This is a genomic window from Aestuariivita sp., from assembly GCF_021404545.1.
In the GTDB taxonomy this organism is placed as follows: domain Bacteria; phylum Pseudomonadota; class Alphaproteobacteria; order Rhodobacterales; family Rhodobacteraceae; genus Aestuariivita.
In genome coordinates this window covers 1-21,541 of the sequence record NZ_JAAWWD010000049.1, presented here as the reverse complement: position 1 = coordinate 21,541, position 21,541 = coordinate 1, and the positions used below count along the sequence as shown (strand labels likewise).

The 21,541-nt window shown below is 62.3% G+C and carries 17 protein-coding genes and 2 pseudogenes; 8 read left to right on the top strand and 11 right to left on the bottom strand.

Annotation, left to right across the window (positions count from 1 at the left end):
* The first annotated feature begins 769 nt into the window (after nucleotides 1-769).
* From HEP69_RS16995 to HEP69_RS16975, 5 genes are all read left to right on the top strand, one after another.
* A complete protein-coding gene (locus HEP69_RS16995; RefSeq protein WP_290559712.1) occupies nucleotides 770-1,699 on the top strand; it encodes a DUF2493 domain-containing protein in 930 nt (309 codons plus the stop codon).
* 538 nt (nucleotides 1,700-2,237) lie between these two features.
* Nucleotides 2,238-2,444 (top strand): hypothetical protein, encoded by a 207-nt coding sequence (locus HEP69_RS16990; RefSeq protein WP_007120662.1) that lies wholly within the window; start codon nucleotides 2,238-2,240, stop codon nucleotides 2,442-2,444.
* A 561-nt stretch (nucleotides 2,445-3,005) separates the two neighbouring features.
* Nucleotides 3,006-3,599, top strand: a complete 594-nt coding sequence (locus HEP69_RS16985; protein WP_076981358.1) for a helix-turn-helix domain-containing protein — start codon at nucleotides 3,006-3,008, stop codon at nucleotides 3,597-3,599.
* Nucleotides 3,586-5,907, top strand: a complete 2,322-nt coding sequence (locus HEP69_RS16980; RefSeq protein ID WP_290559711.1) for a relaxase/mobilization nuclease domain-containing protein — start codon at nucleotides 3,586-3,588, stop codon at nucleotides 5,905-5,907. The genes HEP69_RS16985 and HEP69_RS16980 overlap by 14 nt, the downstream gene beginning before the upstream one ends.
* An 8-nt stretch (nucleotides 5,908-5,915) precedes the next feature.
* On the top strand, nucleotides 5,916-7,916 hold the full coding sequence (locus HEP69_RS16975; RefSeq protein WP_076981288.1) for a type IV secretory system conjugative DNA transfer family protein: 2,001 nt from the start codon (nucleotides 5,916-5,918) through the stop codon (nucleotides 7,914-7,916).
* A gap of 155 nt (nucleotides 7,917-8,071) precedes the next feature.
* Here the strand turns inward: HEP69_RS16975 and HEP69_RS16970 are convergent, their stop codons facing one another.
* Nucleotides 8,072-8,578, bottom strand: a complete 507-nt coding sequence (locus HEP69_RS16970; RefSeq protein WP_009815557.1) for a hypothetical protein — start codon at nucleotides 8,576-8,578, stop codon at nucleotides 8,072-8,074.
* Nucleotides 8,575-9,783 (bottom strand): XRE family transcriptional regulator, encoded by a 1,209-nt coding sequence (locus HEP69_RS16965; protein WP_290559710.1) that lies wholly within the window; start codon nucleotides 9,781-9,783, stop codon nucleotides 8,575-8,577. The genes HEP69_RS16970 and HEP69_RS16965 overlap by 4 nt, the downstream gene beginning before the upstream one ends.
* Between HEP69_RS16965 and HEP69_RS16960 the strand changes: the two genes are divergently transcribed.
* From HEP69_RS16960 to HEP69_RS16950, 3 genes are read left to right on the top strand one after another with little or no spacing between them, the layout of a single operon-like run.
* Nucleotides 9,763-9,987 (top strand): DUF2188 domain-containing protein, encoded by a 225-nt coding sequence (locus tag HEP69_RS16960; RefSeq protein WP_009815559.1) that lies wholly within the window; start codon nucleotides 9,763-9,765, stop codon nucleotides 9,985-9,987. The two genes, HEP69_RS16965 and HEP69_RS16960, sit on opposite strands and share 21 nt — an antisense overlap.
* Before the next feature lie 26 nt (nucleotides 9,988-10,013).
* On the top strand, nucleotides 10,014-11,039 hold the full coding sequence (locus HEP69_RS16955) for a CBASS cGAMP-activated phospholipase (RefSeq protein WP_290559709.1): 1,026 nt from the start codon (nucleotides 10,014-10,016) through the stop codon (nucleotides 11,037-11,039).
* On the top strand, nucleotides 11,036-12,235 hold the full coding sequence (locus HEP69_RS16950; RefSeq protein ID WP_076981286.1) for a nucleotidyltransferase: 1,200 nt from the start codon (nucleotides 11,036-11,038) through the stop codon (nucleotides 12,233-12,235). Before HEP69_RS16955 ends, HEP69_RS16950 begins: the two co-directional genes overlap by 4 nt.
* A gap of 609 nt (nucleotides 12,236-12,844) precedes the next feature.
* Here the strand turns inward: HEP69_RS16950 and HEP69_RS16945 are convergent.
* From HEP69_RS16945 to HEP69_RS16905, 9 genes and pseudogenes are all read right to left on the bottom strand, one after another.
* Entirely contained in the window at nucleotides 12,845-13,924 is a 1,080-nt protein-coding gene (locus HEP69_RS16945) for a type IV secretion system protein (RefSeq protein ID WP_076981285.1), read from the bottom strand.
* Between the two features lie 407 nt (nucleotides 13,925-14,331).
* Nucleotides 14,332-14,520, bottom strand: coding sequence for a hypothetical protein (locus tag HEP69_RS16940; RefSeq protein ID WP_076981284.1), 189 nt, complete (start codon nucleotides 14,518-14,520; stop codon nucleotides 14,332-14,334).
* Nucleotides 14,517-15,503, bottom strand: a complete 987-nt coding sequence (locus HEP69_RS16935) for an ATPase, T2SS/T4P/T4SS family (protein WP_290559708.1) — start codon at nucleotides 15,501-15,503, stop codon at nucleotides 14,517-14,519. The genes HEP69_RS16940 and HEP69_RS16935 overlap by 4 nt, the downstream gene beginning before the upstream one ends.
* 4 nt (nucleotides 15,504-15,507) lie before the next feature.
* The gene (locus tag HEP69_RS16930) at nucleotides 15,508-16,887 is read right to left on the bottom strand and encodes a TrbI/VirB10 family protein (RefSeq protein WP_290559707.1); all 1,380 of its coding nucleotides are present in this window, start codon (nucleotides 16,885-16,887) and stop codon (nucleotides 15,508-15,510) included.
* On the bottom strand, nucleotides 16,884-17,579 hold the full coding sequence (locus HEP69_RS16925) for a TrbG/VirB9 family P-type conjugative transfer protein (RefSeq protein WP_290559706.1): 696 nt from the start codon (nucleotides 17,577-17,579) through the stop codon (nucleotides 16,884-16,886). The genes HEP69_RS16930 and HEP69_RS16925 overlap by 4 nt, the downstream gene beginning before the upstream one ends.
* A 1-nt stretch (nucleotide 17,580) precedes the next feature.
* Nucleotides 17,581-18,237, bottom strand: a complete 657-nt coding sequence (locus HEP69_RS16920; protein WP_290559705.1) for a type IV secretion system protein — start codon at nucleotides 18,235-18,237, stop codon at nucleotides 17,581-17,583.
* 13 nt (nucleotides 18,238-18,250) lie between these two features.
* On the bottom strand, nucleotides 18,251-19,060 hold the full coding sequence (locus HEP69_RS16915; protein ID WP_290559713.1) for a type IV secretion system protein: 810 nt from the start codon (nucleotides 19,058-19,060) through the stop codon (nucleotides 18,251-18,253).
* A 33-nt stretch (nucleotides 19,061-19,093) separates the two neighbouring features.
* Nucleotides 19,094-20,101, bottom strand: a pseudogene (locus HEP69_RS16910) (lytic transglycosylase domain-containing protein); the annotation flags it as partial.
* A 153-nt stretch (nucleotides 20,102-20,254) separates the two neighbouring features.
* Nucleotides 20,255-21,541: pseudogene (locus tag HEP69_RS16905) on the bottom strand (type IV secretion system DNA-binding domain-containing protein); the annotation flags it as partial.

Sequence of the window (21,541 nt, the reverse complement as noted above, 5' to 3'; positions counted from 1 at the left end):
GGCCCCCCCCCCGTCATGGACGCGCCCCCCGCGCTTGGCATCCCTGTCACAGAAACCGTGGGATGAATCCGTCCGGGGAAAGGGGAACTCCGGACATCAGAGGCTTTGTGCAACAGAGCCTTTCGCACTCGCAGTGAATGTCCGCTTTCCGCCGATCACGTCGAATGCCTGGACAAGCAATCCCTATAGTCGGCAGCGTAGTCCCTGCACATCAACCGTGGCCAGAGCCTTGCGGCCTCCCCTGCTCGGCTTCGCGTGTCGCAGGGGAGAACGGCCCTTCGGTCCGTCGCGCATTCGGCCATGCGGCCTCACCGCGGCGTCGCACCCAGACCCCCGGTTTGCCCGCCTCGCGAGCACGTCCCTCCCCGGCCGCTCCGCCGGATTGCGCTCTGGTCTGTTTTGGCCTGAGGCCAAAACGATCCCGCCGCTCCATCCGTCTCCCGCGTCCGGTCGGGCCGTTTGCCTGCTCGTGTCGGGCAAACCTACCGTCAAAACACACACACATGAGCGTGGAAGCATATCCTCCGGATGGCCCCCAAATCAGCCCGCGTCAAGGATCGCAAAACTTTTCGGCGAGGGCGGGGCCCGTGGCGCGGTGCGTTCCCGTGGGTGAGGGCGCGCATGTGTCGGGTGTTGCGCACGGAAAACTTTTGCGCCCGGCAAGCCGGCGACTGCGCCGTCCCTGACCCGGGCAGATTCGGAAACCAGGCATTCGGCCATGCCCCCACACTCACGTGGTGGCCTTGCAACCGAACACTGGAGACCAGACATGGCTTACGATAACGCAAACACCTACGAGACCATCGAGCTTTTCGGGCTGACCGAGAAGGACGCGCAGCTGCCGATCCCGGAAGATCACATCCTGACCGACCGCATCATCCGCGAAAGCTTCGAGGCTTTGCTCGGGCAGCTGCGCGGGACCGGGCTTGAAGCCGAAATCGAACCGCTGGCCCATGGGCTCGCCACGATCCTGCAGCGCCGCAAGGTGGCGCTTGGCAAGGAGGTCGACCGCACCGCCGACAAGATCGGCGCGCTGGCAAAATCTCACGACGGATCGGAGATCGCCGAGACCGCGCTCGAAGAGGCGCAGGCGCGCTTTCTGCAGCTGCGCGAGATTGTCAGCGCCATCGAGGTGATGAGCGAGGCAGCGGCAGAATGCTACGAGATTGAGACGGGCCACGCCTTCATCCCGGCAGCCGGGTCGCGCGCAAGCGTCCGGGCGCAAGAGACCGGGGCGGTCTTCGAGGCGCGGCAGCTCCTGGAGCAGCACGACCGCGAGACTGCCGAGAAATCCAAAGTCGAGGGGGTGCCCCTGATCGTCTCAGGCGCCACCGACTGGACCGATGTCGATGTGATCTTCAACACGCTCGACAAGGTTCGCGAACGGATCAAGCAGAACCGCAATCAGGAGATCTTCCTCTGCCATAAGGGTGGCAAGCACGGGGCGGAGATGATTGCGGCTCGGTGGGCCCGGGCACGCGGGGTCGCGCAGGCGCGCTTCGATCCGCGCTGGTCCGCGCATGGACGGGCGGCACCGTTCAAGTGCAACGACGAAATGCTGGACGACAAGTTCGCAGCGACGGGGGTTGTACTCTTCGGCGGCAACGGGGTCGCGCTGAACCTCGGGCAGAAGGCGGAAGCGAAAGGTCTGACGGTCATGCGGGTTGCGGACCCGGCGAAGAAGGCGTCGCAGGATTGAAGAGAGGGGGTCGCGCTTGGCGCGGCCCTTTCGTCATGTCTCATGGCGCGTGCGGTCGGTCACGCGTTATCGGCAGTCTGCTGCGGCCAGCACCGTTATCCCTCTACCCGGTCCGTCAGAGTGCGGCCCATCCGCATCGGTATGAGCTGGGGATGGTGCGCACCTCACGCACATCGTTAGCAGCACAAGACGCGAGGGGTCGAGACGTCGCACATGAGGCTGAAGACCTGCACGTCCCTCGGGGCGTGTTTCGGAACATCGCATCTACGCGGGCGGGCTCCGTCAGCACCCCGGCCAGGCTCGGTGGGACGCGGACGCGGATGGTGGCGGCTGCGTGATGGCAAGGGTCATCCGGATCACTCCTTTTTGCTCATAGATGTGGATCGCACGGGGTCGGCCCGTCCGTGCCCTCAGCTCACGCTTCGGCAAGTACAAATACGGTTTCCACGGCTAGCCGCGGACCCTCCGCATTTGCGCTTGCGACCGGGCCTCTTGCCCCCGTGCCGGGTGATCCCCATCGCAACAAGGAGTAACCCAAATGACCAACCACTACGTCGCCACCGTCCCCGTCAAGTTCACCGATACCGATGGCCAGGAGCGCACCCGTTTTCAGCGCGTGGGCGCTATGTTCCGCAACACCCGCAACGGGGACGGCTCGGAGTTCTTCAGCCTCAAGCTCGACTTCCCGGTCGCGGTCTCGGAGCTGGTGATGTTCCCGCCGAGCGCGAAAGATCCCCAGGACTGAATCCTCTGACGAGGATGGGCTGCCCCAGGACGATCTTGGGGCGGCCCGATCCCTGTTCCAGGGATGCCGCGTCCGGCGGTCAGATCGCCCGAGGCGACTTCACGAAGCCGTCGGCCGCTGCGCGTTCAACGGACGCACTCCCCCCGAAATGATCAGGCCGCGACAGACCGGCCAGTCAGCCTCAAGGGGGCCATCCACAAAAACCTATCGGCCAGGGCCTCCCGGTTTTTGCGGCAGAGATTTGGCAAGCCAAATCTGGCCCGCCTTGACCCTGCCTGTCCGCCCTGTCGGTGGGGTTTGCGCCCGCCCGCGGTTCCGTCCGAACACATGCGTGTTCGTCCAGACCCTCGGGCGGTGCTGGAGAAGGGGCCTTTGAAGCTGGAGGCTGTGCTGGTGGTGAGGGCGGCAGAGCCGCGTCCCTGCGGGCCGCGGCGTGAAGCGGACACCAAGGCTGCCTGAGACTGAATGCGACGTAAGTATATAATTGACAGCTAGGTATATTATCGTAAGGTAGGGGCAGCCTTGGTGGAAGGTGGCAGGAAATAGGGGGTCTTTCTTCGCATGTCGCGCTCAAAACGTCTCACAGATGCGGACCGCATGGAGATCGTTCGCGAAGCCGCGGAAGGCGTTTCCACTTCAGTGCTGGCGGAACGGTTTGGCGTGTCCGTGCGGGCGATCCAGTACACGCTCAAAGCCGATGCCGAGCGCCAGACGGATGTCGCAATTCCGGTCTCAGCGGTCAGTGTGAAGGTCACGGCTGCGGAGCTTGCGGCGCTTGACGAGGTGTTGGCGAAGGCGGGGATCGAGAGCCGTGCCGAGGGGCTGCGGCGGCTCATTCAGGCGGCAGGCGGGGTGTTCGTTCCGGACGCGCAGATGGCGGCCGAGATGGCGCGCTACCGCGCCTCGCTGCATGAGGTCGGCAATGGGGTCGCGCAAATTGCCAAGCAGATGACGCGGGCCAACCGGCGGGAGCAGGGGGCCGTGGGGGGCGCGAGTGCCGAGTTTACCGAATTGCGCCTTGCGCAGATGCGCGGGCTGGCGAGGTTCATTCTGGATTCTGCAGACGAGATCGATCTGCTCCTGCGCCGCCGTCGAGACGCGATGCAGCTGCGGGCCACGGCCGCGCTGAGGGAGTTTGCCCATGCGGCTGAATGATGCCGTCCATGCCGTCACGGGCGAGGTCTTTCGGGATGGCTGGAGCCGCGTCCGGGGCTCGATGCAGGGGCTGCATGTCGCCAAGCAGACCCAGCTTACGCGCGCGGCAGCGGGGCATCGGCCAGCGGTCTTCAAGGCGATCCGGGGCGGGGGTACGCATACCAAATCACAGCTCGCAAACCAGCTCGATTACCTCACCACCAAGTCCACCCATATCGTGGACAGTAGCGGGTTTCTGGACGGCAAGGCGAAGCTCGAGGCCGGTGACATCAAGGACCTGACCGAGCGCTTTGCCAAACGGTGGGATGCGGGCTTCAAGCCCAAGCTCGGACAGACCACCCATATGCTCATGTCCTTCCCCATCGGCACGCGCGGCGAGGATGTGCGCGACATTGCGACGGACGTGGCCGAGCGGTTCTTCCAGACCGACGCGGGGCATTTCGACTACATTATCGCGGTGCATGAGGACCGCGATCACCCGCATGCGCATCTAGTGCTGAACCGCCGTTCGCAGGAAGGCGAGTTCTTCTTTCTGGGGCGCAACCATCGCTTCAACTATGATGATTTTCGCCTCGCCATGGTCGAGGAGGCGGAAAAGTATGGTGTGCGCCTGGAAGCCACGCGGCGGGTGGATCGCGGGGCTGTACATTACCCAGCCCCTACCCGCGAGGTCTACGCCGCGAAAGACGAGGGCCGCGCGCCCCGCGAGCGGGAACGCGTTGGGACCGACCTAGCCCGGACGCTGGCGGAGATCGCCAACACCAGAACCGTCTACCATTCGCTTGCCACGGAGGCCTCCCGCGAGGCCCGCGAGGATATTGCCGCGGCGCTATTTCGCGCGGGCGAGGTGCTGGCGCATGGCGGGCAGGTGGACCGAACAGGAGATGTGTATATGGCCGAGGATCAAAGTTTCGAGGACCTGAGAAGCCTCTATGCGGAGAAGCTCGCGCGGGTCCAGGGCATGATCGCCGAAAAATCTGACGCGGAACGTCCCGTGCTGGAAAAGCGCCTCATCGAGATCCAGACGCAGGTCCAGCACATGCAGCCCTTGGGGCTGCGATCATCCACGCTGTCAGAGACCCCCTCGGAGGGCGGGATCTATTCCGAAGCCAATATCGACGCCAGCCAGCGCGAGCGACTGGCGGAGCCCGACCTGAGATCGCGCATTGACGCGGCACTACGGGGCACCGGGATCAGCACATCGGAAGTGGTGGCCCGGATCGAGACGGGCGCGTCAAATGCAGCGCTCGAGCATCAATGGATCGCCAATGATCTCTCCAAAGTGGCCGAGGCGCGGAACCTGAACCTCGAGCGCCGCGCCGATCTGGAACAGGCCCGCGACATTCTCAATGACGTGCATGTGGAACTTGGCACGCTGTTGGAGCGCGAGAACGTGCTGCGCCGGGATGGCGTCATGGAAGCGGAACCGGTCAGCGAGCGGTTCCATTATCATGAGGGCGCGGTCCGGGCGATGGAAGGGACAATCCGTCAGGAGATGCGCGCAGACGGCCTGACTGCGCAGCAGATCGAGGACCGGAACTGGGAGGTTGTCTCACGGGCGGAGCGCCGGATCGAGACGGAGCAGCGTGCATATCTCGAGGCACACCCGGATCTGCTCGCACGCCCTGGCGATGTGATTGACCGGTCTGAGCCTTACAGGGAGACCATTACCGATGCGGCCCGCGCCAGCGAGATCACCCGCGAGGTCGACCGGATCATGGAGGGACGCGACGTCCGCACGCCCGTTGCAGATGCTGTCACGGATGAATTCAGGGAGCGCTATCCTGACATGCCGTCCCACCTCGCCCGCGGGCTTGGCGCGACCTATGCGGCCGTCGTCGAGATCCGCGACACGGAGGCCATCAACCAGGTCCGCCGCGAAAATGAGATGCGCGAGGGGATTGGGGTTGGCACGCGCGACTCACTCCTCGCAGCCCGCGGTGAAACTGCGCCGCAGTCCCGCCTTGCAGACGAGATTGCGCGGGTCCTGGACCATGAGCGGGCGGGGGAGTTGTCCGCGCCCTTCGAGACCGAGACGGAGCGGGACGCTTTCCGCGGCGAGATCGCGCGGGTGCTGGACGTTCGCCAACTAGACCGGCTCACATCCGGCGATGCCGATGCGCTGGAAAAGGTTCTCGAGGACCGCCTCGACCGGCTCTATGTCGCCAAGGTCTACCTGCAATCGGATGCAGCGACGGCCAACACGGAGGCCTTGCGCCAGGTGGTCGATGATCTTGCCGATGCCGAATATGAAAAACACCGCGCCGCGGACGTGGATGGCGAGACTGAGCGGGGCCAGGTCCATTGAGCGCTTCCATGGGAAAAGCGCGGATCGCAACAGGGGTCCTTCTGGTAACGCTGGTGACCGGGGCCATGGGCTATACCATCGCCTCGGCGGTGCTGACTTACCAGGATCTCGGCTTCGGCGCCGAGATCGACTTTGCCTATATCGCGCAGAACTATCTGGCGATCCTCGATCGCCGCCCGGAGGACGCCCAACTTATTCACCTGATCGTCGGCAGCTTCGCCGCCGCCGGCCTGATGCTGAGCCTCGCCCTCTCAGGATCCGCCCTGACACGCTTTGGCCAGACCCATTGGCAGAGTGCGCGCGAGATGAAGGCCAACGGCTTCTTCGGGGCGCCGGGCACCGGGTTCATCCTCGGCAAGCTGGGGACGCCGGGCTCCCGCGCCAATTACATTTGCTCGAAGGTCTTCCCCCATGCGCTGATCGTGGCCCCCACGGGTCGCGGCAAGACCACGGGCTTTGTCATTCCGAACCTGCTGACCTGGCAAGGCTCCGCCGTGACGCTCGATGTGAAGGGCGAATGTTTCGAGGCCACGGCCCGGCACCGCGCCGCCCAAGGCGACAAGGTCTATCGCTTTGCCCCCACCGATTGGGAGGGCAAGCGCACGCATCGTTACAACCCGCTCCTGCGCATCTATGAGTTGAAAGATCCCGCGCGCCAGCAGATGGAATTGCAGCTTCTTGCGACGCTCTTCCTGCAAAGCGACAATGACCGGGTTCAGGGGCTGCTCAAAGGCGGGATCGATCTCTTCGTGGCAGCAGGCCTGTTGGCCTTCCAGCGCAAGCGCCCGACCTTGGGCGAGATCTACCGCATCGCGGCCTCGGGCGGGAACAAGCAGAAGGAGTATTTCGCGCGGGGCCACGAGGTCGACAACAGGGCGGCCAAGCTGATCTTCACGCGGCTGGCTTCGACCAACAACGATACGCTGACGTCTTACGTTTCGCTCCTGATGACCTCGGGGCTCGATCAATGGCAGAACCCCGCGATCGATGAGGCGACGGCGGTGTCGGACTTTGATTTCCGCACGATCCGCAAGAAGCCCTTTTCAGTGTATCTCGTGGTCCAGCCGCTGATGGTGAAGCCGCTCGCGCCGCTGATCCGGCTGTTTTTCTCCGACCTGCTCTCCGCCATGCAGGAAAAGGATCCCGGGCCAGACGAGCCGTGGCCCGTGATGATCATGCTCGACGAGTTCAATCGCCTCGGAAAAATGCCCATCGTGGTCGAGAGCATCGAGACCCTGCGCACCTATCGCGGCCACCTGGCTGTGGTCACGCAAACCATCCCCGCCCTCGATGAAATCTATGGCGAGAACACCCGCCGCGCCCTGCAGGGCAATGCCGGCGTGAAGCTCTACCTGACGCCCTCGGATGAGAAGACCGTCGAGGAGCTGAGCAAGGCGGTCGGCAAGACCACAAAGACCGTGGTCACGCGCTCACAGTCCATCGGCAAGAACCCCTTTGAGGGCCGCAGCCAATCCACACGGACCGAAGAGAGTTCCTTGCTCCCTGAAGATGAGGCGCGCCGTCTGCCCCTCGACGAGATTGTCATGGTGATCGATGCCCAGATGCCGGTCCGGGCAAAGCGGATCCAGTTTTTTGATGATCGGCTGTTCAAGGCGATCCACGCGGCACAGACGGGCGAGTTGCCGTTTCCGGAGCCGGGGGGAGGGGGGCTGCAGGGGAACCTGCCGCTCAGTGTGCGCGCCATGCCGATGACGCCGCCGTCGGATGGGCCAGGGGGAACAGAAGCCGATATGGAGAGGGCGAGCCAGGCTGGCGATGGTCAACCGTCAGGCCAAGCCGACGCCGCTCCAAAGAAGACCGCGCCTGTCGTTCAAGCCGTCATCGCCGAGGAACAGCGCCAGATGGAGATGGATTTTGGCAGCAGCGTCGTGGATTCTGAAGCTGCGAGCGTAGCTGATGAGGCGCAGATGCGCTCTGCAGTCGATGGCTTGGACGAAATGGAAGCGATGCTGAGAGAGGAGGATGGTGAAAGGCTGGTTGCGCGATAGGGTGGCGGGCATGGCGACCTGCGCGTAGCTTCCGTAACGCTGAATGTCACAAACGATGCTTTTTGACGCCGAAAAAAGGGGCTGGTTTGCATGACCGTTCGATCTTTCGCTCGGAACGTCGTGGGCAGGGTCCAGCCATCTCCACCTTGTTCAGATTATGCCCCGAGACGGCGCAGCCGCTTGTCGATCTCGGCGGGGGGTAGGAAGACCGCCTCATCCGCCCGCCAGATTTGCAGGGCGGAGACAAGAAGCCCGACATCGCAGGCTTCGGCGGCGTGCAGCTCGTCGATGATCCAGAGGACGCCATGAACGCGCACCGCGCGAGCGGTGGCGACCTTGCGTAGAAGGTTGTCGCCGGTCAGGAGGATGCCGTTTTCCTGGCAGGTTGTCGTCACGAGGGCGAAGCAATCATTGGCCGACAGGCGGCTATGTTCCCGCTTTAGAGCGAAAACCCGCGCGACTTCTTCCCCCGGCAGATCGTAGGTGGCGAGGCCACCGTCTTCGAGCATCCGCCATTCCTGCGCCGTGAAATCGAGCAGCTCCTCCTCACGGATGGGCAGGGGCACGATGAAGCGATAGGGCAGCCGCAGCAGGACGTGCAGCAACTCTCCCTTCTTCAAGTCGATCAGACAGGACGCATCATTGACGACAACACAGGTCACTGGTCACGAGGCCCCCTGATGTCGCGTTCGACAACGCTCAAGGGGAGCCCGAGCATCTGCGCCGCCCGCACGGGGGAAATCATCTCCTCGCCGAGCGCGCGCCAGACGAGGCGCTCGAAGCGCTGCGGCTTCTCGAAGGCCGCAAAGCCCTCGCCTGGACCGATAGGCTCCGGCTCCTCGCGCCGCCAGCTTCGCGCATAGGTCTTGAACGCATATTCCACAGCGCTCTTCGACAGGATGCCCACCTGGCCGAGCCGCACGAGCATCGCGGCGGCGGAGACGCCATAGGTGCGCTTGAGCCGCATGATCTCTATCCAGGTCATGCCGTGACGGTTTCGGCCAGCTTCCTCCTCCAGATGCTCACGCGGAATGAGGAACGCCCCCGCGAAGCGGTGCATCGAGGGCTCCTTTTTCAGTGCGGCATTGCCGGTTTCGGTGATGATCCGGTGCGCGAGTTCGTGGGCGAGGTTGAAGCGCTTGCGTTCGACATTGGTGTGCCGTGAGACGACGATCACCTCAGTCGGTGCGCCCTCCGCCCGTTCGACATGACAGGCCAGCCCGTTGATGCGTTCCGGGAGATCGGCCTCGATGACCTTGAGTCCCTTGTCTTCGAGCAGGGCGGTCATACTCGGGATCGGGTCGATCCCAAGCTGCCACTCGCGCCGCACGTCCCGCGCCTTGGCGTCGATGGCCTCTTCATCGGCCACCATTTCCACGCGCAGCGCGGCGAAGGGGTCTTCAGCGGGGTGCATATCGAGGATGTCCTCGATGGCGAGATAGTCTTCGAGCTTCTCGATGACGATGGATTCCGCCATCGCGCGATCCTGCGCCGAGGCGGTCGAGTTCTTTCGCCACTCGACGCTTTCCAGAGCTTCGACCTGACCGCCGAGCAGGAAGTCCAGTGACACGCCGAGCGCCTTGCCGAGGCCGACCAGCACCGACGAGGACGGCATCATCTTGTCCGCCTCGTATTTGCTGATGGCCTGCGCTGACACGCTTGGGGTTACGCGCTCCGCGAGCGCTTGCATGGATAGACCCGCCCGCTTGCGGGCAAGCCTGAGTCTTTGTCCGAACATGATCCTCTCCCGGCGGTTATTGTTGTGGTTGATAAACGCCATTTCTTCCTGTATATTTAAACACAAGGTTGTCGCATCGTCAACCGAAATCGACATGTGAGGCTTGAAATGTCTAAGAAAAATCAGCATGTTGTGCCGCATGAAAGCGGTTGGGCAGTGAAGGGGGCGGGTAACTCCCGCGCGTCTTCCGTCCACGGCACGCAGCGCGAGGCCATCACGGCCGCGCGGGAATCCGCCATTCGTCAGGGCAGCGAGATGCTGATCCACGGCGAGAACGGTCGCATCCGCGAGCGCAACACCTATGGCAAGGACCCGTATCCGCCGAAAGGCTGAAGGGCATAAGCGGAATGGATGTCAGGATGAGCAACGGTGGGAACAACAGGCAGATACGTCGCATCCTCTCCATCGACGGGGGCGGGATTAAGGGCACGATGCCCGCTGCATTCCTCGCGGGGCTCGAGGAAGATCTGGGCCAGCCCATTGGGCGCTATTTCGATCTCATCGCGGGCACATCGACGGGTGGCATCATCGCACTCGGCCTTGGCCTCGGCCGCACGGCAAAGGAACTGCTCGAGCTTTACGAGCGTCGCGGGCCTGTCATCTTCGGTCAGGACAATGCGGATGATGAACCGCTGGGGAGGATACGGCAGGCATGGCGCACCCTCACCGCCACAGGTCGGCACGTAGTCGGTCCAAAGCACGATGCGGCAATTCTTGCCCGTGAACTCAAGGCCGTTCTCAACAACGATCTGATCGGGCAATCACAGACCCGGTTGGTGATCCCGGCGTGGGATGCCGATCTCCGCAGCCCTTATATCTACAAGACCGCGCATCACACACGCCTGCAAACCGATTATCGCAAGACTGCGCTTGATGCCGCCCTGGCTACGGCAGCGGCACCTACGTATTTCAAGCGACATCGCACTGCTGATGATATTGGCCTGACCGATGGCGGGACATGGGCCAACAATCCCACAGCCATTGCTGTCGTCGAAGCCATCACTCTTCTGGGGTGGCATCCGTCAGACCTGCGCATTCTGAGCCTGGGGTGTCTGGACGAAGTCTACATGCTGCCCGAAAGTCCAGGGTTTGCCGGAATCGGCCTCAAAGTCCTCAACCTTTACGCGGATGGGCAATCACATGGCGCCCTCGGCATGGCAAAACTTCTGACGGGACACCCTTACGATGGGGATCGCATCTACCGCATTTCGCCGTCTGTCCCGAGCGGGTTTTTTACCTTGGATGACACCACGAAGATCGGCCGCCTCAAGGGCCTCGGTATGTCAGAAGCCCGAAAAGCAAAGCCCCACCTGACCCCGATCTTTTTCACCCAGCCTGCCGATACCTTCGTGCCGGTCTATCAACTCAAGGAGAAAGCGGCATGAATCAGATGTTGCGACAGCCACTGACCGACAGTGATATTCGGCGGCGCACGCAGATATTCACCATCCTGGACGAGATAGGCGAGGATCTGGACCTCACCGAAACCCAGTTTGATCGTGCGCGCCAGAGCTATGGTGCCGTCGGAGACTGGCTGTCCGGTTCAACTGATCCCCTACTCGTCAGTGTTCTGGTCTATCTCCAAGGGTCCAGTGCGCTTGGAACGGCCGTGAAGCCAATCGGGCGGCGGGAATTCGATGTCGATCTGATCTGCCTTTGTGCAGGTATCGCGTCCGGCATCTCACCAGCGACCCTGAAGGCGGCGGTTGGAAACCGGCTCAAGGAACACGCCACCTATGTGCGCCTTCTCGAAGAAAAAAAGCGTTGTTGGCGTCTCAACTATGCGGGGGACTTCCACCTCGACCTATCCCCGACGATAGCAAACCCGGTCTGCGGCAACCGGGGCGAATTGGTGCCCGACCGGGCTCTGAAGGAATGGCATCCGACAAACCCGCGGGCCTACAAGACCCTGTTCGATGAGCGCGCCGCACTCCGGCCTACCTTTGTGGGCAAGTTTATCGCCATGCAGCGGGACGAGGCGACGGTGGAGCCGTTCCCCGTCCGAGAAGCAGTGAAAGGCATCCTGCGCCGCATCGTGCAATTGCTCAAACGGCACCGCGACGTTTTTTATCAGAACAACACGCAAGACGTGGCCCCGATTTCCGTTATCATTACCACCCTTGCGATGCAGTCCTATGCCTATTGCGTGCGCAACCACGTCTTCCATGACGAAATGGATCTGTTGGTCGAAACGATCCGGATGATGCCGCACTTCATCGACCGCCCCATTCTGGACGGGCGGCGGGGCTATGCCATCCTGAACGAGACAACCAACGGGGAAAACTTCGCCGACAATTGGAACAAGGATGAACGCCGGGCACCAGCATTCTATGCGTGGCACGCACAAGCTCTGTCCGACTTTGAAGTCCTTCGCGATGCTGTTGGTCAGGACCGTGTGTCATTGAACATGGAGCGTTCGTTCGGTTCCGGTGTCACCGGACGGGTTCTCGGCAACCGCGTCAATGCGGTGTCGGATGGTCGCAAATCGGGTCTGCTTTCTGTCGCAACTGTGGTCGGGCTGACGACATCGAAGGTCGCAGCATCAACGACCGTGCCCACAAATACGTTCTTCGGTGATTGATGATAGGACGAGGCGGGCAATACGACCTGACCCTGTCGCAGCAGCTGCTGTTCCTGAAGGCAAGCCCGGCTATCAGTGGTGTGGGGCAGGTCCGCGCAAACAAATTGACATGGCAAGAGCCTATACAACCGACCGCCTTGGCGCGCTCCTACCTTGCCACTATCACGCTTCAGCCGGGTCAAACGCCCGGTGTTCAGATAGACGACCCGGATCTGGAGTTGCTGGCGGCAGGGCGTCCTTTGCCTCACGTCTACAGAGATCCGCTGCGCCTTTGTCTTTATCTTCCAGGTGCCAGGGAATGGGACGCGCGGAAGCGGATCGACCAAACCATCATTCCGTGGACTTACCTTTGGCTCTATTATTTCGAAGATTGGCTTTGGTCAGACGACTGGAAAGGTGAAGGGCAACACCCCGGCGAAGAGCCTGAGCCAGTTGGCAATCGGGCGATGCGCAGGGCCGTGGCACGGTGCTAAAATTGTCGATTCCGCCTGTGGCAGAAACGGTCGTGTTTGGCCACGTGCCTTGTGTCGCGAGGGATCAACCGTTTAGCAATGACAAAAACCCGCGGCGAAACCTTTGCAGTTTTGGCAAGTTTTTGGCACCTGGCTGTCACCGCCTGCCCAACCTACCAAGTCTCGAAAGCTGTGCCAGCATTCGGGCGCCTGTTCCGGTTGCGTCACCCGGACGAGCCGCAGTTGGCCCTCCAGCAGTATTTGGCCGGCTCGGCAAGGCTTGCACGCCGAAGAATTGTCGCGCTCGAAGGGCTGCGTATTCAGCCCCAGTTGCGCCACCGATGGCATAGCGATTGTAAACTTGTTGGCTACCTGCAAGCCCTCTGGCGAAGGCATAGCTTCCCCCGAACCCGGCTGAGAGTGCTGGCATCATGATGTTTCCGGAAATCGCCCGAACCAAAAAAGGCGTTGCTATGATGAAACCCTTTGCCATCAGCACCATCATGAAAAATGGGATAAGGGCCCCTATGTTCGAGGCCCCCTCTGGGTCGCCAAGCTCGGCAAGAAGCGCCCGAGAGACCCCCGTGATCGTCGCGAACACTCCGGCGACGACGATCGGATACATCGCGAATGAAATGAGCGCGGATAACCAGCGCGCGAAATAATCCTTGGTCACCTCGAACAGGGTCAAGAAGATCATCACTGGCGCAATGCCAATTAGCAGAGCGATCATGAGCCGGGACGCCACAACAATGAACGCCGCCAACCCGCCAAGAATCGAGAGCAGCAGAACCCCAAGTGTGTCAAGCAAGGCACCCGCCATCCAGTTCAGCTCAGATCCCGCAGCATTCAGATAGTCCCCGAGCGCTGCAATCAGTTCGTCAAATTCCTCTGCAAAGGTACCGGACGGACCAGGTGATCCGCCGCCGACAGAAGCCACAAGGGCGCCGGCAATGCTGTCAATTCCGTTCAGTATTGCTGAGGCAAGCGCATTGAACTGGACCCAGTTTGTCGCGAAGACACCTATCAACCCCACTTTCACTGCGAGCCAAAAGGCCGTTCGCCCGTCCATGGCGCGATACTGGTAGATCGTGTTGATGAAGACCAGGATGACAACTAGTGTTGTGCCAAGTACCAGCATCGTTCCGACCGTTGCTGCGACCGCGCCGAATTGCGTCTCGGCAGCGGTATTGAGATAGCCTTCGGCCGTTTCCACGAAGTAGGTGACGACACTCATGGATCCCTACCAGTTTCCAGCGGCTTCGCAGATTGGCATGGCTTTGCGTCGAAGCTCATTTGCTTGGCGCCGGTATTGGGACGTCGCTTCCACGATGTCCCAGTATTCGGACGAGGCGAAGCGCTCAACGTATACGCGTTTGGCTGCTGCCCAAGATGGATACCGCGTGGGGCATTCACAGCTTTGGGCTTCAACGATGCGTTGCATACTCAGCGCCCGATAGATTTGTTGGATCAGGAGCCGTTTGTGGGACTCGCGTACATCGATGTCTTGCATCCACTGTGGCTCGGGAGGCTGGTCTGGGCAGACATCCGGCTGATTGTCGAGCGTTGGGACCAGGTTCCGCTCGGCCACGCCAGCGGTTGGGCAGAGAGCGACGAGCAGGCCTGCCGTTGCAACGACCCGCATCATACTGAAGCCGCCTTCGTCGCAACTGTTTCACGCTTCAAGAACGTGGTGTAGCCGTAGTCACCCGCTTCGGCGGTGATGACTTCCCACCCCTCCGCGCCGCGCTCATTCAAGGCGCTTCGCATCGCGTCGTAGTCCTTTTGTTTTTTCACCTCAAAGAACAAGATATCGTATTCAAACGTCTTCATTGGGAAATTCCAATCTCAGTTGCGCCGGGGAGGTAGAATTCGGTGATGCCGCGTTTGCCGTCATGGCGACCGGCCTGGATGATCACGTCGATGGAATTCTCGATGTATTGGATCATGTCGGCATAGGTCATCGGGATCTCGGTTTTGAGTGCTGCGATCGCGAGCCGCTGGACGGCCAGTTGCGGGGTTTCGGCATGGAGCGTGGTCATGGAGCCGCCATGACCGGTGTTGATCGCCTCGAGGAAGGTCATGGCCTCCTTGCCGCGCACCTCGCCGAGGATGATCCGGTCGGGGCGCATGCGCAGCGTCGCGGTGAGGAGCACATCGGCGGATTGGAATTCCGCGTCACGATTGGCGATGAGGGTCACGGCATTCGGCTGGGTCGGCAGCAGCTCGGCGGCTTCCTCAATGGTGACGATGCGTTCCTCGGCCGGTACGTGAGAGAGGATCTTGCGCGCGGCCACGGTCTTGCCGGTGGAGGTGCCGCCCGAGACGATCATGTTGAGTTTGTTCTCGACGCAGAAGGCGAGCGCATCATCGATCAAACCCGCGGCCACCACGGCGCGCAAGGCGCGTTTTTTTTCGACGCGCAGGTCTTCGAGCTTGCGCTCTTTTCCGTAGAGGAAATCGAGTGCGATGCCCTCGAGTGGCAGGCTTGAGAAGAACCGCAGGCTGATCGACATGGCCGAGAGCACTGTGGGCGGGGTGATGACCTGTGCGCGGATCGGGCGCCCCTTGTAGGTGATCGAGACCGAGACGATGGGGCGGTCCTTGCTCATCGTTGTATTGGCCGAAGAGGCGATCTGGTTGCCGAGGTCCCTGACCTGAACGCCCGTCAGCCTCTGGTCCAGCGCGCGCATGAAGTGATCGCCCTGGAATTCGCCCCAGCAGGTGCCATCAGGGTTGATGCAGATCTCGATGACATCGTCGCGGGCGGCGGCGTTAATCCGGTCGAGCGAGGTTTCGAGATAGCTCAGCGACATGGGCTCAGAATATCTCCAGATCGCGATCGACCATGACCGTGACGCGTGCGCCTTGGTCGACATAGATGACGGGGCCGATGGAGAGGTAATCACCAATGACGCTGTCCGTGGCATCTGCCAGATCATCGCCAACGTCTTCGAGAACGTCGGCGGCAGTCTCATCCTGGACCTCGGAAACGGCGGCACCAGGTGCCGCGGAAATCAGCGAAATCAGGGCGGCCGACCCGAAACGCTCGGCAAAGCGCGTGTCCACGAAACCCGTGACACCGGAACGTCCCAGTTCATCGCCCCCGAATGAGCTGATCTGGACGGTCTGGCCCGCGGGCAGGATGATCCGGTCCCAGGCGATCGTGACGCGGCGCTGCGCGATATCGACGCCAGCGCGGTAGCGCCCGATGAGACGGGATCCGCGGGGGATCAAGAGGCGCACGCCATCGACGCTGTAGACATCCTCGGACACCACGGCACGGGTCTGGCCGGGTAGCGAGCTGTCGAGGGCGGTTTCCATGACGGCGTGGATCATTGTGCCCTGGATGATGGTGTTGGAAGGATTGGCGATCACCTCGGCCTGCGTCACGGTGGAGGGCAGCGCACCGTTCAGCACGAAATCCGTCACCTCGCCAAAAGTGCGTTCAGTCAGAGCCGTTTCATTCGCTCCGGAGGCACCGCCAAAAGCGATGGTGGGCGAGGCGATGCGCCGCTCCTGGAAGGCGCGTTCCTCCGCGGCGCGGCGCTCCAGCTCGGCCATGCGCCGGGCTTCTTCCTCGCGGCGCAGTCGCTCTTGCTCGCGTGCGCGCAGCTCATCTTCCGTGGGGCCCGCTGGCGCGGCTTGCGGTCGGCTGGCCTCGAGTTGGGCCAGTTCCAGATCCATGCGTAATTGCTCAAGGCTGCGATCCCGCGCCGTCAGTTCGTCCTGGAATCGTTGCTGTGCGGCTTCCGAGGCGGCTTGCAGCGCCGCAATCTGAGCGGTCAGCGCGTCGATCGCCTCTGCGGCGGCGGTGTCTTCCTCGACGACCGGTTCGGGGGCGTTGCGCAATTCCTCGATCTGAGCCTGCAGCGCGGTGATCTGCGCCAGAAGCTCCGCGTTGGGCTCGACGGGGTCTGGTCCGACGAATACAACCTCGGGCTCGGGCGGGGGCAAGGTCTCGATAGCGCCAAAGCCATCCCCTTCGCTTTGGAAGACGTCCGGAGTGGCCGTCGGCAAGGCTTCCTCTTCGTCGGGCTGTGAGAGGACATAGAGCAGGGCACCACCTGCGCCGATGACGAGGACCACGATCAGCGCGAGAAGGGGCGACCGGCGCTGCGCCGCCGTGGGGGCGCGGGCACTGCCTTTCTCAAGGGCGGCGAGGCGTTTTTCCAGCTCGGTGTTCTCGGTATCGCTCATGAGGCGGCCTCCGCGGGCGGGATCGCCTCGATGCAGACCACCTCTTCGCCAAGTCGCAGGACCCATTGGCGGTTTACGCCGCTGACGCGGATCACACCGTCCTCAGGGGTTTGCGTGTTGACCGTGCGTTCACGGCCACCCGCGTAGCGGAAGATCGCGGGCACAGGCGCGTTTCTTGGAAACGCGAAATACGTGAACGTCCCGTCATCCCAGATGCGCGTTGGCGTGAACTCGGTCCGCGCGTTGGCACCGTAGTTGTAGTTCGGCGCTTGGGCGGCGATGGCCCGGGTCGGGCGCGCAGCGTCGTCTGGATAGCGGAACTGCACCACGTAGAAGGTTGGGCTGCGGACCTCCTCGACGTTGAAATAGTAGCTGCGCCTGTTCGTGTAGACCGTCACATTGGTATGGACACCGCGCGCGACGGGCTTGATCGCGAAGGCCTGCCCGCCCGGCACGCCATCGATCTCGAAGCCCTCGGTATCGCCCGCGATGATCGAGCGGATGCTTTCACCCTCACCGAATTCGACCGTGGTGACATGGGTAAGCGAGACGCTGAGGCGGTAGACCTGACCTTCTTGATATGTTGCCAGCCGCACGCGGCTGTCATTTGGACCACCGCGCGGGATCGCTTCGGCAAAGGCAAGGGCAGGCAGCAAAACAAATATGGCAGCAACAAAGAACTTATTGATCAAACTAATTCTCCAATCTGTCGGAGCGGATGGAATATTCGAGGACCGTGAAGCCGAAGGGGTTGGTCCAGACCTCATCGATGGAGCGGCGGGTCTCGGGGCGGAACTCGAAGAGAAGCGTGGCAGTGAAGAGGCCTGTCTGAACGCCATTGATAGACGTCAGGCGCTTGCGCAGGCGGACCGTGGCGCGGTTGGTTCCGATCCGGTTGATGCTGAGGATTTCCACGTCGAGCCGGGCATTGGGGCCATAGACGGTCGGCGGGTAATTCTCGTTGGCGCTGTTCCAGATTTGGCGCAGCCCGCTCTCGGCGGCCCCGTCCGAGCGGCGCAGAACGCTGCGTATGCGCAGATCGTTGTCGAGCTGGTTATAGACCTCCCGATCGGTCACATAGCGGAAGACTTCCGCCTCGATGATCGCTTGGTTGGCGGTCACCGAGGAAGCGCCCACCGAGGCTTCGGGGAGTGCAAAGCCGGTGGCGGGATCATAGGGGACAACAACGGGCGGGGGGTCGACATCGAGGATTGCGACAGCCGCGGCGCTCAGGCAGCCGATGACACCGAAGACCAGGCCGATCAGGCCAAGGCGTTGCCAGAGCCGTTCGCGGCGCAAGGCACCGTAGACCAGTTCTTCCTCGATGATTTCTTGTTCACTCGCCACCATTCATGCCCCACGATTACTCGGCCCGAAGGTCCGGCAAGGTGAAATCCATGAAGCGCTGCTCCTCGGCGATGGTGGCGGCATCGATCACGCCGCCGGTGCCGTCACCCACGGTTTGCACGGCTTCGAGTTGCCACATGGCGACCAGCGCAATGGCCAGTTCCGCCGTCACGCGCGTGTTGAGATCGATGCTTTCCTTCAGTTCGTCCATGTCATCGATCAGCCCGACCAGCCGGTCGACGCGTTCCAGCGATTGCCCGGCGTCTTCATAGCTGTGCTGGGCAGCGGCCGAGACGAGTGCGCCGGTCGTGGCCTGGGTTGCGACACGGTTCGCGCCCGGATTTCCGCTGGTGGCCATTTCCGAGAGGGTATCGTCGTCAAAGCCGAGATCGGCCAGCACCCGATCCATCTGGGTTTCGATCTCGCCCGCGCCGGAACCGGAAAGGCCGGAAAAATCGCCCGTCTTGATGGCCTCAATCGTGGCGAGGATGTCTCCGAACTCCTGATCGAGCAGGCCGTTCAGCTCGTCTTCCATCTCGGTGCGGATGATTTCAGGAAGTTCGGCGAGGCGGGTGAGGGCCTCGTAGGTTCTTTGCAGCTCCGCGAGTTGGTCCGTGAGTGTCGCAAGCTGTTCGCGGAGCTGCGTCAGCTGCTCGTTTTGCAGAATCTCGTCTTCGATCATCTGCCGGAGCTGCTGGATGTTTTGCGCGATGTTCTGGGTATCGACGACGGGCACGCCTTGTGCTGCGACAGGGGGTAGGGCGCTGAACTGCAAGCCAATGCCAAGCGTTGTGACCAAAGCTGTCCTCAAGAGCAGATGTCCCATCATTCAATCTCCCTGATCGTAAAATCCATGAAGGGCATAGGTGTTGAGTGCGATGCTTTCCTGCACGTCTTCAGTCTCGGAAATCCGTTCGACGATATCGCGGATGCGCAGGGCGGCTTGGCGGATCGCGGCTGGTGAGTTGTTGCCATAGAAGGCCGCGCCGTGCCCGGTGATTGAGAGGTTGGCATTGGCCAAAAGCGCGGGGTCGATCGTGCCAAGCGCTTCGATCCCGCCGATACGGGTCAGATAGAGATTGTAGCGTTCAGGGATAACCTGGACGTAGTGCTGCGTCTCGCGGAAGGGTGGAACCCCGCCATACTCGAAAACCCGGCCGGGTCCGGCATTATAGGCCGCGAGGGCGTTGATGATGTTGCCATCGAATGTGTTGAGCTGGGTCGCGAGATAGCGCGCGCCGCCATGCACCTGCAGGTAAGGGCTGTCATAGTATTCCGGGTTAATGCCCAGATCGCTGGCGGTGCCCGGCATGATCTGGGTGAGACCATAGGCGCCGACGGGAGACCGTGCCCCAATGGTGAAACGGCTTTCCTGCCAGATGAGCGCTTGCAGCAACGCGCGCCACTGGACGGGTGAGAGCCCTGCGCGGCCAACACCCGCAAAGCCGCTGGTCTCCTGGGCGACCCGGATGATGAGCTGCTCGATGTTCTCAGACGCATCCCCGAACATCTGCGCACCGCCGGGATTGGGATCGATCTCGCCCGTGCCATAGACGGCTTCCACGGCGCGGTCGGGATCGCCGCTGCCGCTTTCCAGCCCCGAGACCATAGCCGGCAAGCCCTGACCGCCGAAGCTGGTCTGGGCATCGAGGATGCGTCGGAGAGTTTCCAGCTGCTCCCGTTCGATCTCGGCGATGAGTTCGCGCACTGCAAGCTTGTCGGCCTGAACAGCCAAGTCTGCCTCGCGATCGCCTGTCTCGACGATGTCACGCGCGGTCAGCCCACTGTCATTGGTCGGCACGCCTTGAGACAAGGCGAGACCGGGCAGCAGGCAAAGGGCCAGGATATGAGGCAGGCTAGACTTCAATGTCGCGATCCGGGGTGCCAAGGGGCGTGAAAGTGCAATCCGGAGCAATGGGTGTTGTCGAGGCCAAGAACGTGAAGCAATTGGCCTGCGGTTCCTGATACTGGGCGCAGGAGGCCAAAGCGCCGAGCGCGGTGAGAAGCAACAAAATGCGAATCATGAGAGTCTCCAGAAGTCGGGGCGGTCGCGGTAATCGGCGCCGACGAGCGCCTCGCCTTTCTCCATGCCGCCGAGGATGGTGAGATTGGGCCCAAGGGCGCTCAGATCGGCATCGACCACGATCGAGCCCTGATCGTCGCGGATCAGCGCCAAACGGCTGTTGCTGCCCGTGTTGAGAAGGACGTCGAGCTCCTTCTCCGTTAGGTTCAGCATGGCGTAATCCGCAGGCTGCGCGCGGATATTGGGCAGCAGGATCTGCGTCGGAACGGCTTCGACGATGGTCTTGCCGGTCCGGGTGCGCTCAAGCTGGCTGGCATATTGCGTCATCATCACTGCGACGGTGTTCTGCTTGCGCGCGGTCACGAGCCAGTTCGACAGCCGCTCTGCGAAATACGCATTGTCGAGCGCCTTCCAGGCCTCGTCGATCACGATGATGGTGGGGCGGCGGTCCTCGATCTCGCGCTCGACCCGGCGGAAGAGATAGGAGAGGACCGCCATCCGCTCCTTCTCGGCCTCGCTGTCGAGAATGCCGGTGAGATCGAAGCCGACCACATCCCCCTCGAGTGAGAAGGTGTCTTCCAGGGTCTGGCCAAAGATCCAGCCGTAGCGGCCCTCTTCGGTCCACTCGATCAGGCGCTGGTGCAGATCGCCGCCATCATCGGTGGACACAAAAAGAGATGCGAAGTCGCGCCAGTTTCGCAAGGCTGGGTTCGTGGCCTGTGCATTCTGGCGCACGACCTCCTGAATGCGATTTGTTTGCGCGGGCGTCAGCGGCTTGTCGGCACGATAGAGTAGGGTGGCGAGCCAGTCCGAGAGCCAGGCGGTGCCGCGCGCATCGGTCTCTGTCCAGAGCGGGTTGAGGCCCGTGGGCTGCCCGGCTTTCAGGGAGGCGTAGCGCCCGCCATTGGCGCGGACCGCCATCTCCATACCGAGACGGTAATCGAAGACGAAGATCCGCGCCCCTGCTCGACGGGCTTGCGTCATGAGGAATGCGGAAAGCACCGATTTGCCCGACCCGGGCCGGCCCATGATCAGGGTATGCCCGCTGGTGGGTTCTTTGTCGGGCGATCCCTGCTCGTGATACGAAAACCGGTAGGCGCTTTGTTCGGGCGTGGGCAGGTAGGTGATGACGCGGCCCCAAGGGGTAAGTGCTGCAGGTTTGCCGAGCTGTGTCCGGTGGAAGGCCGCAAAATCCGCGAAATTGCGGTTGGTGACGGCGCTGGCGCGGACGCGCTTTGGCTGGTTGCCGGGGGGCGGGCGGGGGAAGTGGCCTTGGCCCCACCC

Bases quoted from the DNA above. Each gene is read 5' to 3' on its own strand.
- HEP69_RS16995 (WP_290559712.1), top strand. From the start codon at position 770: ATGGCTTACGATAACGCAAACACCTACGAGACCATCGAGCTTTTCGGG.
- HEP69_RS16990 (WP_007120662.1), top strand. From the start codon at position 2,238: ATGACCAACCACTACGTCGCCACCGTCCCCGTCAAGTTCACCGATACC.
- HEP69_RS16985 (WP_076981358.1), top strand. From the start codon at position 3,006: ATGTCGCGCTCAAAACGTCTCACAGATGCGGACCGCATGGAGATCGTT.
- HEP69_RS16980 (WP_290559711.1), top strand. From the start codon at position 3,586: ATGCGGCTGAATGATGCCGTCCATGCCGTCACGGGCGAGGTCTTTCGG.
- HEP69_RS16975 (WP_076981288.1), top strand. From the start codon at position 5,916: ATGGGAAAAGCGCGGATCGCAACAGGGGTCCTTCTGGTAACGCTGGTG.
- HEP69_RS16960 (WP_009815559.1), top strand. From the start codon at position 9,763: ATGTCTAAGAAAAATCAGCATGTTGTGCCGCATGAAAGCGGTTGGGCA.
- HEP69_RS16965 (WP_290559710.1), bottom strand. From the start codon at position 9,783: ATGCTGATTTTTCTTAGACATTTCAAGCCTCACATGTCGATTTCGGTT.
- HEP69_RS16955 (WP_290559709.1), top strand. From the start codon at position 10,014: ATGAGCAACGGTGGGAACAACAGGCAGATACGTCGCATCCTCTCCATC.
- HEP69_RS16950 (WP_076981286.1), top strand. From the start codon at position 11,036: ATGAATCAGATGTTGCGACAGCCACTGACCGACAGTGATATTCGGCGG.
- HEP69_RS16945 (WP_076981285.1), bottom strand. From the start codon at position 13,924: ATGAGTGTCGTCACCTACTTCGTGGAAACGGCCGAAGGCTATCTCAAT.
- HEP69_RS16940 (WP_076981284.1), bottom strand. From the start codon at position 14,520: ATGAAGACGTTTGAATACGATATCTTGTTCTTTGAGGTGAAAAAACAA.
- HEP69_RS16935 (WP_290559708.1), bottom strand. From the start codon at position 15,503: ATGTCGCTGAGCTATCTCGAAACCTCGCTCGACCGGATTAACGCCGCC.
- HEP69_RS16930 (WP_290559707.1), bottom strand. From the start codon at position 16,887: ATGAGCGATACCGAGAACACCGAGCTGGAAAAACGCCTCGCCGCCCTT.
- HEP69_RS16920 (WP_290559705.1), bottom strand. From the start codon at position 18,237: ATGGTGGCGAGTGAACAAGAAATCATCGAGGAAGAACTGGTCTACGGT.
- HEP69_RS16915 (WP_290559713.1), bottom strand. From the start codon at position 19,060: ATGGGACATCTGCTCTTGAGGACAGCTTTGGTCACAACGCTTGGCATT.